Genomic DNA, 15428 nt, shown 5'->3' with positions numbered 1-15428 from the left:
AGAATAAATCCCGCATAGTATACAAAATCTTGGCATCTTTATTCAAATAATCAAGACGCTATCCCGTCACTGGCAATGAGGCCTTCTCATCCAGTAAAAATTGCTTTGCTGATACTGCTTTTTTTAACCAAATTGGACTGTCATGATATTTCTGTAAAATAAGGCAATAAAACCCCGCTGGAAAGGGCCATATCATTTTTCCCATTTCATTTAAAAATGAAAGTCGTTGGATCATGGCCTCGCTGCGCACTGGCGGAATATAATAAAAGCTGTTATGGACACACTGCTGAAATCCACGTTGCGCCATGGCTCGTTTCAGGGAGAATGAAGACATTAAAGCCACTTTAGCATACCCATAACAGCTTACAATCCTGAGTTTTAAAGCCGCCCCCCAGAAACTTACCGGATTGACACCAAAAAAAATCGCATATCCCATGGATTTTAAAACACGGTCTATTTCATCCAGCGGATATCTTGCATCGGCAAATGCCTCAAGCGTTAAAGGCGCCACCACGCAGTCAACGCTGTCTCTGTCAATAGGCAAGGCATTCAATGAAGCAACGACCGTGTTTTTCTGGGTGGTATTATAAGGAGTTACAATCCATTTATATTGAAATCTGAGAGATGCCAGCCAAAGATTATCGCCACAATTGCCGAGTTGTAATAGAGTCTGTCCACCTATTGACTCGCGCAAAGGCAAAAGCTCAGCCGCAAAAGCTTGTGCGACCCGAATGCCCTGTGGCGAGCGAAACCATTGTTCCAATAAGCGAAATTTGATGGATTGATTACTCAACAAAGTATCTGCTTGATTTAGAGCAAGTTCATTTTAATACTATACACTTAGCTTCAAACCCACGCTACTGGATAGAATAAAAAGAATCTGACTCTTATTTTCAGAAGAGCTGAGCCTGCATCCCAGAACAAAAAACAAAGGTGCAGAATAGGAGTTTAGCTTATTGATACAACCCGATGTACCAACTGATTATAGATTCACCATAAAATAGAGCAATCAATGCCGCAAAAACCAGGAAAGGACCAAATGGAATCGGGGTTTGGCGGGATTGTTTGGTTTTTTTTAAATAGATAAGGCCTGTGATTGCCCCTATGATAGAAGAAACCAATAAAATAAGCGGCAACTGTGTCCATCCAAACCAGGCGCCATAGGCTGCAAACAGTTTGAAATCTCCATGCCCCATACCTATTTTTCCAGTCAGTAGATAAAATAACTGGATAAATAGCCATAAAGACAGATAAGCAGCCGCTGCTGTCAAAACCGCATCGGGTAAAGAAGCGAATAAATTCTGAGTATTTGCCATTAACCCAAGCCACAAAAGGCTGAGGCTTAAACTGTCCGGTATGAGCTGATGTTCGAGGTCAATAAAAAAGATACAGAGGTTAACCCAAATAAATATAAGCGCAAAAAGCAAGGAAAGGCTTATTCCAAAATGAAACGCTGCGAACAGGGTAAAACCTAAACTCAAGCATTCAACGAGCGGATAACGAAGCGGTATTCCGCGTCGGCATTTCCTGCATCTGGCGCGCAAGAGGCAATAACTCAAAAGCGGTATATTGTGCCAGAACGGAATTGGAGTTTGGCACTGGGGGCAAAATGAGCGAGGAAAGAACAGATTTATCTTTTTGACAGCTTTTTCCTCTGGCAATTCGAGCAGGCTTCGGCATTGGGCTGTCCATTCTGCTTTAAGCATGATTGGCAGCCGGTAAATAATGACATTCAGCAAGCTTCCCACCGCAAGCGCAAAAAGCGCAAGAAAAATATACCAAACAATGGGGTGGAACAGAAATAATTCAAAAGGCATGTTTACACCACTGAACCAAGCTTGAAAATAGGAAGATACATAGCCACGACCAGGCCACCCACCAGCACACCCAATATTGCCATAATCATCGGTTCTAATAAACTGCTCAGCGAGTCAACAGCATTGTCTACCTCTTCTTCAAAAAAATCAGCAACCTTTGTCAGCATTTGCTCCAATGCACCGGATTCTTCACCAATGGCAACCATCTGCACTACCATATTCGGAAAGAGTTGTGTGCGTTCCATGGCCAGCTGCAATTGCTGTCCACTGGATACTTCATCTCTGATTTTGTTGGTGGCTTCTGCATATAGATAGTTTCCTGTGGCTCCAGAAACCGACTTCAGCGCTTCAACCAAAGGAAGGCCTGCTGCAAAAGTAATGGATAAAGTTCGAGAAAAACGCGCAATTGCTGCTTTTTGCAAAATGCTCCCGACAACAGGGAGCCTTAAAAGATAGCGGTCGATGTTATGCGCAAAAGCGGGCGAATGGTTCCGAAAGTAAATAAAAGCATAAACACCTGCCCCCGCTGCTCCAAAAATGATATACCAGTAGGCTTGAAAAAATTCTGAAAGACTGATGACGCCCCGGGTCAGAGCCGGCAGATCCGCGCCAAATCCTTCAAATAATGATTCAAATTGCGGCACCACAAAAATGAGAAGACCCGCTGTGACTAGAAAAGCAATCACAATGACTGCCAGAGGATAGGTTAAAGCTTTCTTAATTTTCTTTTTAATTGTTTCTATTTTTTCTTTATAGGTTGCAACCTTATCCAGCATGATATCCAATGAACCGGATTTTTCACCTGCATCCACCAGATTACAAAATAATTCATTAAAATAGGCAGGATGTTTGGTTAAAGCCTCTGCAAAAGTTAATCCAGACTCAACATCTTTCTTTATTTCTTCAACCAATTTCTTCATGCGTTCGTTGCTTTGCCCTTTAGCGACAATATCAAAAGCCTGCACCAAAGGAATTCCCGCTTCAATCATGGTTGCCAATTGACGGCTAAAGACTGTAATGTCTGCTTGCTTGATTTTCCGGTTTTTCCTGTCAAAAAATTTTTTTCGTTTTTTGATAATCTTGCGGGTAATGATGCCTTGTTTGCGGAGCTCATTTTTTGCAATTGCAACACTTTTTGCCTCAATTACGCCCTGGAGTTTTTCCCCTGACTGATTTATTCCTTCCCATTGATAATTTGTCAAAATATTTGTATTTTTGGCCATAATATTAATCTACCGTTACACGGTTTACTTCTTCTATTGTGGTAATACCTTCTTTAATTTTTTCAAGGCCAGAATCATATACAGTCAACATGCCTTCCTTTTTAGCCTGGCTTAAAAGATCAAGAGAATTCCCCCCGGACATAATCAGGCGTCCAAGCTCCTTGCTCATCGGCATGACTTCAAACAGGCCGATACGGCCGCGATAACCATTCGTGCATTGATTGCATCCACAAGCTTTATAAATTTGTAAATGCTTGGCCTCATCTTCACTGAACCCTATTTCAACCAAACTCTGGACAGGAATATCCACCTGCACGGTTTTGCAATACTCACAGAGTTTTCTTACCAGGCGCTGAGCAATAATTAGGTTTACAGAACTTGCAATGTTATAAGACGGAATTCCCATATTGGCAAGGCGGGTTAGGGTTTCTGCGGCGCTGTTCGTATGCAGGGTTGACAAAACCAAGTGCCCTGTTTGCGCTGCCTTAACTGCAATTTCAGCAGTTTCCAAATCCCGTATCTCACCGACCATGATAATATCTGGATCCTGCCGTAAAAAAGCGCGCAGGGCGATGGAGAAAGTGAGCCCCGCCTTCGGATGAATGTTAACCTGGTTGATGCCTGGAACCTTGATTTCCACTGGATCTTCAGCAGTTGAAATGTTTTTTTCAATGGTATTTAGGATATTTAATGCAGAATACAGGGTCACCGTTTTACCGCTTCCGGTTGGACCTGTAACCAGTATCATGCCCTGAGGCCGTTTAATGGCATGCATAAAGCTCTCTTTTTGAGCCGCGTTAAAACCCAAAGATTCAATATTCAGTTTTGTAGCCCCAGGATCCAGTATCCTCATCACTACTTTTTCTCCGGCAACCGTGGGACAGGTGCTAACCCGAAAGTCGACAGAGCGGCTGGGGGATAATTTCATTTTAAACCGCCCATCCTGTGGGATCCTTCTTTCTGAAATATCCAGGTTTGACATAATTTTGATGCGTGCCGATATCCTGGCTGCGAGGCTTATGGGCGGGGAAGCGACTTCATTCAAAATGCCATCCTGGCGGTAACGTATGCGGTAACCCTGTTCATATGGCTCAAAATGGATATCTGACGCACCTTTTTTAATTGCTTCAACCAATATGCGGTTAACAAATTTTACAATGGGTGCATCCTCACTGGACAAAGCTGCGGTATCCGCTTCCCGTGCTTCATCTTCTTCCGTGCTGAATTCAAAATCTTCCAATTCTTTGCTGTCTTCGAAATAATTAGCAAGTCCTTCACTTTCTTTAGCGTGAATCAGCTCATCGATTAAACCATTGAGTTTATCGGTTTCTACTACAATGGGAGTAGGATAAAGCCCGGTATGAAACTGGATTTCTTTCAATGAAAAATGTTTACTTGGATCATCTATCGCCAGATAAAGCTGTTTACCCCTGTGGTATAAAGGAACGAGGCGGTGACGTTGTATTAGCTTATCGCTGATTAATGATAAAGGTAAAGATTCAATTTTTATACTATCCAGATCCAGCAAAGGCAAACCAAAATTCTTTGCGACAGAACAAGCAATCTTTTGGGCTGGAATAATGTTGTTGCTGACAAGATATTGTTGAATGCTGACTTTGCTGTTTGCGGCAGCTTTTTGGTACGTTAAGGCATCCTCCTTATTCATTAGATTTTCCTGCACCAAAAGTTGTGCCACGCCCTGTAATCGATTTTCTTGTATTACTGCCATATCTTAAAAAAGTAGCTATAAATATAAGATAACTATAGACAAAAAAATCAATACCTGCATCAAATTAATACATTTTTTGCGGCATGGACCATGGTTCATTGCTTGCAGAAACAAATTAAGCACTTATGCTTAAGATAAGGGATGCTTTATACACGCCAGGTAGTAAACATGGATAAAAAAAAACCATCAGCTGAAGCCGGGATTCACTTGTTTAAGATGCTTGGTTTCGAAGTCCGCATGGATTGGTCCTGGCTATTTTTAGCCCTGCTTGTGACCTGGACGCTTGCTGTAGGTTACTTTCCAGCGCAACTGCCCGACCTGCAGGCATCCACATATTGGCTCATGGGATTGCTGGGCACGCTTGGCCTATTTTTTTCAATCATTCTTCATGAGCTATGCCATTCGCTGGTTGGGCGCGCTTATGGTATTCCAATGGACGGCATCACCCTTTTTATTTTTGGCGGCATCGCGCATATGAGGGACATGCCTTCGAGCCCCAAATCAGAGTTTTTAATGGCAGTGGTAGGCCCCCTGTTCAGCCTGGGGCTTGCAGCATTCTTTTTTTCTCTTATCCAAATCGGCGAAGAATTAAATTGGTATCAACCATTGCTTGCTGTAATAACCTATCTTGCCGCAGTCAACCTGGTCGTTGGTATGTTTAACCTCTTGCCGGGATTTCCTCTGGATGGCGGGCGAGTGTTCCGCTCCATTTTATGGTGGTGGAAAGGTGATTTGATATGGGCTACCAATATAGCCTGCAAAGGGGGCGTAGTCCTGGGCTACAGCCTGATTATTTTTGGCATCATGCATTTTTTTTTAGGTGCATTAATCTCGGGGGTCTGGCTTTTTCTCTTGGGATTTTTCATTGAACGGCTTTCACGCTCATCCTATGAGCAAGTGCTTATCAAGCAGATATTCAATAATGAAACGATTGAAAAATATGCCAAAACAAATCCTGTCACTGTAACGGAACCATTAACGCTTGCAGAACTGATGAACAATTACTTTTATCGTTATTATCATAAGCTCTACCCGGTTGTGCAAGATGATAAACTGACGGGATATATTTCTTTGAAGGAGATCAAAGAGATCAATCAAGATAATTGGAGAACTATTACTGTAGGTGAAGTCATGCAGCGTTGCCCTTCAGATATTGTGATTGAGGCAGATACCACAGTGATTCAGGCATTGCAGATGATGTATGCTCAAAACATCAGTCGCATGATTGTGACCAAAAATGGCCGTCTTTACGGCATTTTAACCTTGAAAGACATGATGAATGTGGTTTCAATCCGTATGACCCTCGAGCAAACTTAATCGGCTGAAATATGCATAGGGCGGCCCTTCGACGCGATGGCATTTCAATCACAGGCAGCCATTCCCTGGCTCTCAGGATTTTGAAAATAGATAAGGGGGCATAATTTATGATTAAAAATTTTTCACTTTATTTATCATATGTTCATTCTGATTGATCTGCATATCAATCAATATGAGAGCCTCCGTTAGCAATTTTTCCTCCTTTTTGTAATCAATTTTACTTTGGATTTTTGACAATAAATTTTCTTGCACGTGTTTGAGCCTATCTGTAATGTGCTGTTTTAAATCCCTCAGTGATTCCAGATCGCTTGTATCCTTATGTTTAAGCCAGGGTTCTATAACCGTTTCTTTAAGCCAGACTGCAGTAGGTGTTTTGTTGACATACTTGTTATATTTATCCTGAACAGACTTTGCTAAGAAGAATGAAAAATAGGATTGGTTTTGCTCATGTTGATTTCTTGCCAACTGCTGTAAAATCTCATTCAATTTTTCCTCGAGCATGGGCTGAAGTTTTTTTAGCTTCGATACTGCAATTGAAAAACCTTCAAGTTTCCCGCTTGCATTCAAAGCAGGCAACTTGGCGCAGCATAAACTATATGTACTTTCATTCCAATCAATAACCAAAGACCATTCCAATCCATATTGCTCGCTCAAGTCGCGCAATTCTTTTTCCATGCAATTTTTTAGTTGAGCCCTATAGAGTACTTTCTTTTTAATATATTCAATAAACTCGCCTAAAGCGCATAGTTTGCCTGATGTACTTTCAAAAAATAAGCTTTCGCTACTGATGCTGAATGTTTGCTGCTGCCAATTGATTGCTAAGGCTAAATCCAAATCATATGCTTTATTGATACGATCGATTTCTTTGCGGGCATGGTCGCACCCATCTTGCAGTTTTTGTAAAAAAAGATCAAAAGATTCCAGAGTAGTAAAGAGGGCATCAAGCTTTCCAGACTGAAGATTTTCCTGATTAAACTCTGAGGCATTTTCCAAATAATAATATTTATTTTTCCAATCAATATTAATTTTGATATTTAAGTCATATTTTTTATTAATTTTTTCAAGTTTACCCTCAAGATCTCGGTAATTTGTATAGTGTTTTTTAAATTCAGTTAGCGTGGACAATGTATTTTCCAGATCTTTGGCATTGCAGTTCACTCGAATTTCAGATGGACCGGCATTGCCCTCTGGAAAAAAGAAGTGAATAAGCGATAATTCTTCAGCAGAAAACGTTTTAGACGCAGAAAAAACCAATTGATAAACAGGTTTTTTTTGCACTGGAAGCATCAGTTTTATGGATAATTGGATAGGCTTAAGAATTATTTGATTTTGTTTTATAAACTCCTGAATTTTTTTCTCCAGTGAAAACTGTTTATAATGGACATAATCTTTAGGGTGAAAGCGTTTTTTTATTTGTTCATCAGCAACTTGCGAAGAAAGCAGATCTAATTGTTCTTTAGGGCAAGTTAGTATGAGCTCTCTGCCCATGCCCACGATTTTTTTAGAACACTGGGTAAAATTATTCAGGGCTTTAAGTGCGTTCATCGCATCCGGTTCAGATTTAAAAACAGCCTTAAATTCATATCCAGAGGGGATGGAATTAAATGTCCAGGGTATCAGGTCGGATTCTTTGTTGACTCTGACATAATTGAGCAGTACGGTATTATCAGGCGAGCGCAACGCTGTTTTTTCCGGCCCCATGGAAATTTTTTCGAGATTTTCCAGAATATCTAATATTTTTGGCGGGTAAAAAATGGCATTACCGAGCTTTGTCAGAAATGCCTGTCTGGCGTGAAACGCAATTTCTCTTGTTTCTTCAATCTTTTTAAGAATTGCTTCGCAGTCTGAGCGATAGATAGGATTATTTCGCTTAAGTTTTTCGAATTTTTTCTTATAATCAGCAAATACTTTCTCCATAGCCCCTGCTTCGATTTGATCGATACGCTTTTTAAATTCAGGTCCATATTGCGAAAGCAAGGCTTCGGGAAGGCTAACTCCAGCTAATTTGGCATAGATTAATGCGCCTTTCATTAATTCACTGCGCGGTGCGTCGTAAAAAATAGAAAAATTCTTGAATTTTTTTAAGGTTTTTTCGGGTAAATGCAAATTAGGCAACAGGGTTTTTACCAATTGATTCATACCCCGAAGCGCATGGCCAAAATCAATGCCATAAAACTCATTGTTAATTTCGAGTTTGTTCTGGCCTTTGGAGCCTATCATATCATAGTCGCCATGAATGATGGCGGTTGCATAATATACTGCCAAATCACTGATAGAATTGTTGCTCAAATATTGTAATCCTTCAGGATGCAAGTCCAGAGGAATCACTCGGTAATTTTGATGGCTATTTGGCAATCCCCCGGCCAAGGGGCCGAGAATGTTGGCATTACTGAGCCATTTTCCCTTAAGCAATAATTTAAGCTCTCCAGTCTCATAGGCTGATTCATAGAGTGTTTGCTCTTGAACTTTCATTCCGGCAACACGCGCCAGATCATTGGTTAATGCTTCCAAAACAGCATCGCAGTTTTTCTCTACAGGAGTTCCTGTCTTAAAAAATTTATAGGCGGCAACGTAAATATCTCCATAAATTTTATGAAATTTGTATGCTTGCTGAACGGAATTTGCGCGCTTTAAATCTTCAACATCAGGAGTAATTTTACCGCTTTCTGAGAGGGTATAATCTTGCTTTACCAGATACTTCGGAAGTTCACGATGAGTATCATATATTTTTTTAAAATCCCCATCAAAATGATTAAAATAGTCCAAACGCTCCTTGAGATCGGGATAAACTTTTTCAAGATGAAAAACGAGGTCTTCAATCAAGCCTGCCTCAAAACCCGGTTCCACCCCGGAATTTTTATTCCCGATCATCATGATGGAGGCGGTGAGATCTTCTGAGGCATTGTGTAACTTTTTTTTCTTTTTATAAGATGTTCGCAATTCAAGGTCTTGTAACCCAATGCTGTAAGGACTGTATTCTTCGGTTTTGATATTGCTTTGATATTCAAGGGCTATTTGATATGCCTTATCAAGCTCATCCAAGACGCTTGATTCATCTATATTATGCTTGCGGCAAAAAGCAGAATACTGCATCTGGCTCAGCAAGTATTTATAGCGAATATATTGTTTTCTTCTGTCAAGGTGAGAAATTTTTTCTAACTGGCGCTCACTGAGGCCTAAAAGGATGAGAGAAGTTTTTCTGGAAGTAACAGGAATGACTGAAAGCGATTGTTTTAACTTGATTTCAGAGCGCATAGCATGATGATATTTGACTTTTGACTAAACATTATAGATTAGCAAACTTAAGAGAATATTAATGTTCATTATGCTTTCCCAGGGTTTCAAAATTTTCACCATATAATCTTTTACTTACCGCTTTGATTATGTTACCCTCAGCTGGTTTTTCAAAGGAATTTTTAACTCAATCAGGATAAATCATGACGAAAAAAATAAACAAATAACAACCAAACAAATATTAAATAAGTGTGAAAAAATTAAATAAATTTTTCAAATCGTTAGAGGAAAAACAAACAGAAGTTCAAGGATTTACTACTAAACATGATTTTATATCTGCAAGAGACGCTTCTAACAAAGTTTTAGGGATGACAAAGGAACTTGAAAAAATTAATAATGATCTTGTTCCTCTTTTCCAAAAAAAATTATCTGATTTTCAACAAAAAAACTGAATAATATCAAAGATATAATAGCGAAAATTAACGATAAAATTCAATTTGTTAAAATAAAGATGTGCCCTAGGCTCCCCTATTTTTATGCTGAGCCAATTGTGAAAAAAATTCAGGTTTGTTTAAACCCATAGCCGCAAAAATCTGCGGAACCTTATCCCAGCTATTTTCCTGTTCGATGCTCGCTACAATTAAATCAAAGCCCTTTTTCTTATCAGGCTCCACCCCCCAGCCGTTGATGTAACACAAGCCATGCAGACGCCTGGCCTGGATATGTTGCAGATTTTCAGCGGCAGTCAGATAAGCCAGCGCTTCTTCATAAAGCTGCCGCATTCGCCTCTCATTGCTGCTGCTTGCAAAAATATCCTCTTTTTGCAAACCCTCACGAAACTTGGCTTCCTCTAATAAATTTTTACCAAGAATATATTGCGCTTCTGGATCCTCAATATTTGCTGCAGCGCGATAGCATTCCAGGGACATTTCACGCGCAAAGGGGTATTTTTTATTTTTTCGTAATGAGTCATAAATTTTCGCAAGCGTTTGATACAATGAGCGTTCTTTTTGCAACGCCTCCTCACTGGGTTGATTATGTTTGCGGAAATGCTGCATTGCTTTAAGTTTCCGCGTTATTCTTTTTATAGTGAATCTTGTTAAAAATAGCATGATTGTTCCCTTATAGTTGGCGCACAGGAGGCACATACAAAAACCATTCAAGCAACACGACTGCAATAAATACCAAAATAATAATCATCACAATTTTTGATAAAACACTTGCTGTTTCCCGCGCTTCGCGCTTGATTCTTATCTCCCTGTCCCGATTTTCTGTTTTAATCCCAAAAATTTCATTTTCAATTTTGTTGGAAGTGATATAGGCTATGAATGCTGTAATCAATCCAAAAATAAAAAAAACAGTAAAAATAAATCCGGATGCAGCCAGATTGGTCATTTCGTACCGAAGCTCCATCCATTCACGCCAGGTGAGCACAAACTCGGGTACATCATAAATCCAACCAAACAATAGAAAAGGCAATAAATAAAGTGTAAATGAAAACAGGGCTATGCTGATCACAAGATTGATCATGCACACAATATAAAGGGTATGATTCTGTTGATAGCGGTTCTTTTCCATAATAAATTCTTCACTGATGCAGGTGAGTTAACTGAACATAGCAAATAGATAACTCGTTGCCAAGAATGAAAAAAGATTTATTGTTAATTGTAGCAAATTTTTAAATGGCAACTTTTTAGTAACGTAATTCTAATTATGAATGTGATTTTATGAAACGACATGTCTATATGATTTCCGACGGCACAGGATTAACTGCCGAATCACTGGGCAATAGCTTGTTGACCCAGTTTGAACAAATTGAGTTTGAAAAAAAAACCATTCCATACATTGATAATCTGGAAAAAGCGGCGAAACTGACTGAAGAGCTAAACCGATGTTATGAAGAAACCGGAGTCAAGCCTTTGGTGTTTATCACGCTTGTAAATCCGGAAATCTCTGCCTTCATCAAGCAAGCAAAAGCATGCATTTTTGATTTATTTAACACCTTTTTAGCACCCCTGGAGCAGGAATTGAATATCAAGTCCTCATATACGGTGGGGCGAAAGCATGGCGTATCCAATGCAAAATTTTATGATCTGCGTATAGAAGCTGTCAATTACGCCCTGGATCATGATGATGGAATTAAAATACGTGATTATGATAAGGCTGATATCATTTTAATTGGGGTTTCAAGGTGTGGGAAAACGCCAAGCTGCCTGTATATGGCCTTGCAATTTGGCATTTTGGCAGCCAATTATCCTTTTACCGATAATGAATTGGCGGAATTTAAGCTGCCTGAAATTTTAAAACCCTATAAAAATAAACTCTTTGGATTAACCATCGATCCCGTCCGTTTACAGCAGATTCGGGCGGAACGGCGGCCAGACAGCCAATATTCCTCCATGGAACAATGCCGGCGGGAAATCAACGAAGTCGAAGCCATGTATCAGCGCGAACATATCCCCTTTCTGAATTCCACTCGTTATTCTATTGAAGAAATTGCTACTAAAATTATTGCTACAGCAGGTATTAAACGAAGACTTTAATCACCTCCGTTCTTGAAATAAAATCCGGATCATCAAAAACTCTTTAACCCGTATTACGCTTTGCTAATACGGGAAAATCAGAAACAGAGCCCAGGATGAATTTTATTGATTATCCGCCGTCCACATCGTCATAAACTCTTCAACACTCATTTCTGCAAGCATGTTGGTATCCTCCATTGCCTTAAGAATTTTCTCGGTTTTATGAGCTGAAAATTGGGTCTTTAGGTTGCGCGTGAATTTATCCAGCAGTACGGGGAAACCCTCTCTACGGCGCCGTTTATGGCCAATTGGATATTCTATTGTGACGCGCTCGCTTTTGCTGCCGTTTTTAAAAATAACCTGAATGCTGTTAGCAATAGAACGTTTCTCAGGATCATGATAATCCCTGGAAAATTGTTCATTTTCACTGACTTGCATTTTTTCCCGCAGTTTATCAATGCGGGGATCCTGCGCTGCTTCATCCTCATAATGTTCGGCGCGAAGATCCCCATGAATTAATGCTACCGCTACCATATATTGCAGGCAATGGTCTCTATCAGCCGGATTATGCAGTGGCCCCTGCTTGCTGATAATACGGATAGCTGACTGATGGGTGATTATTTCAATGCGGTCAATTTCATCCAATTTATCCTTAACCTCATTATGGAGTTTGACCGCGCACTCCACGGCAGTCTGTGCATGAAATTCAGCAGGGTAAGACAGTTTAAAGAGCACATTTTCCATCACATAGCTGCCATAAGGCCTTTGAAATTTAAATTTATTTCCCTTAAATAATACATCATAAAACCCCCATGTCGGGGCGCTAAGCGCACTGGGGTAACCCATTTCCCCTGCTTCGGTGATTAATGCAAGCTCAACGGCACGGGCTGCCGCGTCTCCTGCCGCCCAGGATTTTCTGGAACCGGCATTCGGAGCATGACGATAAGTCCGAAGGCTCTGGCCATCGACAAAAACCTGGGAAATCGTCCGTAACAACATGTCCTTATCATTGCGTAACAACTTGGCAACGACCGCCGCACTTGCCAGCTTGACCAGGATGACATGATCCAAGCCAACCCGATTGAAACTGTTTTCTAAAGCCATACATCCCTGAATTTCATGTGCCTTAATCATAGAAGTCAGCACATCATGCATACGCAACAACTTTTTCCCTTGTTTAATATTTTGCCTGCTCAAATAATCTGCTACAGCTAAAATAGCGCCCAGATTGTCCGACGGATGCCCCCATTCAGCAGCAAGCCAGGTATCATTGAAATCCAGCCAACGATTCATCGTGGAAATGTTAAATGCAGCAGTGACAGGATCCAGCTCATAACTGGTGCCTGGCACACGCGCACCGCCGGGCAATATCGCGCCAGGTACAACGGGCCCTAAGAGTTTTGTGCATTCACGAAAATTAAGCGCCAATATTCCGCATCCAAGTGTGTCCATCAAACACAGTCTGGCTGTATCATAAGCCTCGACACTGTCGATTTGATAATCAAGCACATAATCGGCTATATCTACCATGACCTGATCATAACCAGGTTTAACATTGTCTTCTGCTGCTGAACGCATGTTATTCCCTCTCATCGATTGCGATAAATGATTTTGCCTCAGGTCCTGTATATTCAGAAGTAGGCCTGATTAACCGGTTATCCGCCCGCTGCTCAAATACATGCGCAGACCATCCTGTAATACGGGACATGACAAAAATGGGGGTGAAAAGGGATGTTGGAATGCCGCAGTAATGGTAGGCTGAAGCGCTGTAGAAATCGAGATTAGGGAACAGTTTTTTCTCTTCCCACATAACTTTTTCTATACGCTCGGATATTTCATATAGCAGTAAATCATCCTGGGATTCAGCTAATTTCTTTGACCATGTTTTGATGATGGGAGAACGCGGGTCATTGTGTTTATAGACACGATGACCAAAACCCATAATTTTTTCCTTATTAGCCAACATTATTTTCAATTGCTGTTCTGCCTCATCCGCGGCTCTAAAACGGCTGATCAATTCCATCGCTGCTTCATTTGCGCCGCCGTGCAAGGGTCCACGTAATGTTCCAATGGCTGTGGTAATAGCGGAATAAAAATCGGAAAGGGTCGCCGCAGTCACGCGGGCAGCAAAAGTTGATGCATTAAATTCATGTTCTGCATACAAGATAAGCGAAACATTCATCATGTCCCGATGAAGTTTAGGCGGTTTTTCTCCATGCAGCAATTCCAGGAAATGACCGCCTGTTGTCTCTTCATGACTTGTGCCTGTGATTTCTCTTCCCTGATAATGATAGGCATACCAGTAGCACATTATGCCTGGAAAGAGTGCCAATAAACGATCTGCTATATCATATTGCTCGCTGAAATCATTCTCCGGCTCTATGGTGCCAAGCATCGAACAGGCTGTACGCAAAACATCCATAGGATGCGCCTTTTTAGGAATTAACTTTAATAAAGTTTTAATATCTTCAGGTATGGAACGTAACCTCATCAATTTTTCTTTGTATTTATCAAGTTCACTTTGATTTGGAAGTTTGCCGTAGAGAAGTAAATAGGCCACCTCCTCAAAAGATGCTTTTTCCGCCAAATCATCAATTGAATATCCCCTGTAATTAAGCCCTACGCCGCCTTGGCCAACCGTTGCTATTGCTGATTGTCCGGCTACAACGCCAGCTAGGCCGCCTGCTTTATTTGTCATCCTGTCCTCCCGTGTATTCATCCAGTTTTCGTTCAAAGTCCTGATAGTTCAAAACTTCGTATAATTCCTCGCGTGTTTGCATATCTTCAAGCATATGCTTTTGTGTTCCAAATTCAATGATGTCTCTGTACACCTTTGCGGCAGCATAAGACATGGCACGAAAAGCACTAAGAGGGTATAAAATCAGCTTCACCCTTGCTTCCTTTAGTTCAGCGCGCGTAAATAAAGGCGTTTTTCCAAATTCAGTGATATTGGCAAGAATCGGTGCCTGAACTTTACTGGCAAAAGCACGGTAGTCGCTTAATGAAGTTAATGCTTCAGGGAATATCATGTCGGCGCCCTGCTCAATATAAAATTGAGCGCGTTCTATTGACGCATCCAAACCTTCCTGTGCAAATGCATCTGTCCGAGCCATAATGACAAAATTTTCATCTTGGCGGGCATCAGTGGCTGCCTTGATGCGATCACCCATTTCCCGCATGCTGACAATGGCTTTATTAGGCCGATGGCCACACCGCTTGGCAACCACTTGATCTTCAATATGGACAGCTGCAACACCGGCACTTTCCATGAGCTTGACCGTTCGGGCAATGTTAAACGCATGCCCCCAGCCTGTATCAATATCCACCAGAAGAGGCAAAGAAGAAGCCTCGATAATGCGGCGTGCGTCCTCAAGGACTTCGGCCAATCCAGTCATACCCAAATCAGGTAAGCCATGAGAAGCATTGGCAACTCCGGCTCCGGAAAGATAAATTGCCCTGGCTCCTGCCTTTTCAGCCAGCATGGCAGAATAGGCATTGATTGCGCCTACAACCTGCAGAGGAGGGTTTTCGTCAACCCGCTTACGGAATAATTTACCTTTTGAATCCCACATAAAAACATCACTCC

The 15428-nt window shown here is 41.1% G+C and carries 13 protein-coding genes; 3 read left to right on the top strand and 10 right to left on the bottom strand.

The window, feature by feature from the left end:
- Window positions 1–58 precede the first annotated feature (58 nt).
- The 4 genes from Llon_RS04640 to pilB form a co-directional block, all read right to left on the bottom strand.
- A complete protein-coding gene (locus Llon_RS04640) occupies window positions 59–796 on the bottom strand; it encodes a class I SAM-dependent methyltransferase (RefSeq protein WP_058528894.1) in 738 nt (245 codons plus the stop codon).
- Window positions 797–953: 157 nt separating this feature from the next.
- Window positions 954–1817, bottom strand: a complete 864-nt coding sequence (locus Llon_RS04635) for a prepilin peptidase (RefSeq protein WP_058528893.1) — start codon at window positions 1815–1817, stop codon at window positions 954–956.
- A gap of 2 nt (window positions 1818–1819) precedes the next feature.
- Window positions 1820–3040 carry a type II secretion system F family protein gene (locus Llon_RS04630; protein WP_058528892.1) on the bottom strand — a complete coding sequence of 407 codons (1221 nt, stop codon included), beginning with the start codon at window positions 3038–3040 and terminating at the stop codon, window positions 1820–1822.
- Window positions 3041–3044: 4 nt separating this feature from the next.
- Window positions 3045–4769, bottom strand: a complete 1725-nt coding sequence (gene pilB, locus Llon_RS04625) for a type IV-A pilus assembly ATPase PilB (protein ID WP_058528891.1) — start codon at window positions 4767–4769, stop codon at window positions 3045–3047.
- 168 nt (window positions 4770–4937) lie between these two features.
- Between pilB and Llon_RS04620 the strand changes: the two genes are divergently transcribed.
- Entirely contained in the window at window positions 4938–6086 is a 1149-nt protein-coding gene (locus tag Llon_RS04620) for a site-2 protease family protein (RefSeq protein ID WP_058528890.1), read from the top strand.
- A gap of 111 nt (window positions 6087–6197) precedes the next feature.
- On the opposite strand, the gene Llon_RS04615 is transcribed toward Llon_RS04620, so the two are convergent.
- Window positions 6198–9341 carry a hypothetical protein gene (locus tag Llon_RS04615; RefSeq protein WP_058528889.1) on the bottom strand — a complete coding sequence of 1048 codons (3144 nt, stop codon included), beginning with the start codon at window positions 9339–9341 and terminating at the stop codon, window positions 6198–6200.
- Between the two features lie 230 nt (window positions 9342–9571).
- Here Llon_RS04615 and Llon_RS04610 point away from each other — a divergent pair, with 230 nt between their 5' ends.
- Window positions 9572–9772, top strand: coding sequence for a hypothetical protein (locus tag Llon_RS04610; RefSeq protein WP_058528888.1), 201 nt, complete (start codon window positions 9572–9574; stop codon window positions 9770–9772).
- Window positions 9773–9838: 66 nt separating this feature from the next.
- Here the strand turns inward: Llon_RS04610 and Llon_RS04605 are convergent, their stop codons facing one another.
- On the bottom strand, window positions 9839–10432 hold the full coding sequence (locus Llon_RS04605) for an SEL1-like repeat protein (RefSeq protein WP_058528887.1): 594 nt from the start codon (window positions 10430–10432) through the stop codon (window positions 9839–9841).
- A 10-nt stretch (window positions 10433–10442) separates the two neighbouring features.
- Window positions 10443–10898 (bottom strand): hypothetical protein, encoded by a 456-nt coding sequence (locus Llon_RS04600; RefSeq protein WP_058528886.1) that lies wholly within the window; start codon window positions 10896–10898, stop codon window positions 10443–10445.
- A 149-nt stretch (window positions 10899–11047) separates the two neighbouring features.
- Between Llon_RS04600 and ppsR the strand changes: the two genes are divergently transcribed.
- A complete protein-coding gene (ppsR, locus tag Llon_RS04595; RefSeq protein WP_058528885.1) occupies window positions 11048–11863 on the top strand; it encodes a posphoenolpyruvate synthetase regulatory kinase/phosphorylase PpsR in 816 nt (271 codons plus the stop codon).
- Window positions 11864–11965: 102 nt separating this feature from the next.
- Here ppsR and Llon_RS04590 read toward each other — a convergent pair whose 3' ends face one another.
- Genes Llon_RS04590 through prpB form a run of 3 tightly spaced genes read right to left on the bottom strand, consistent with a single transcriptional unit; the run spans window position 11966 to window position 15414 of the window.
- Window positions 11966–13420, bottom strand: coding sequence for a bifunctional 2-methylcitrate dehydratase/aconitate hydratase (locus Llon_RS04590; RefSeq protein ID WP_058528884.1), 1455 nt, complete (start codon window positions 13418–13420; stop codon window positions 11966–11968).
- 1 nt (window position 13421) lies between these two features.
- Complete coding sequence (prpC, locus tag Llon_RS04585) at window positions 13422–14540, bottom strand: bifunctional 2-methylcitrate synthase/citrate synthase (RefSeq protein ID WP_058528883.1); 1119 nt, start codon at window positions 14538–14540, stop codon at window positions 13422–13424.
- Window positions 14530–15414 (bottom strand): methylisocitrate lyase, encoded by an 885-nt coding sequence (gene prpB / locus Llon_RS04580; RefSeq protein ID WP_058528882.1) that lies wholly within the window; start codon window positions 15412–15414, stop codon window positions 14530–14532. The genes prpC and prpB overlap by 11 nt, the downstream gene beginning before the upstream one ends.
- Window positions 15415–15428: the final 14 nt, after the last annotated feature.

This window comes from Legionella londiniensis (assembly GCF_001467825.1).
Classification (GTDB): Bacteria; Pseudomonadota; Gammaproteobacteria; order Legionellales; family Legionellaceae; genus Legionella_A; species Legionella_A londiniensis.
Note: the sequence above shows the minus strand (reverse complement) of the source record. Positions and strands in the feature narration are given on the sequence as shown.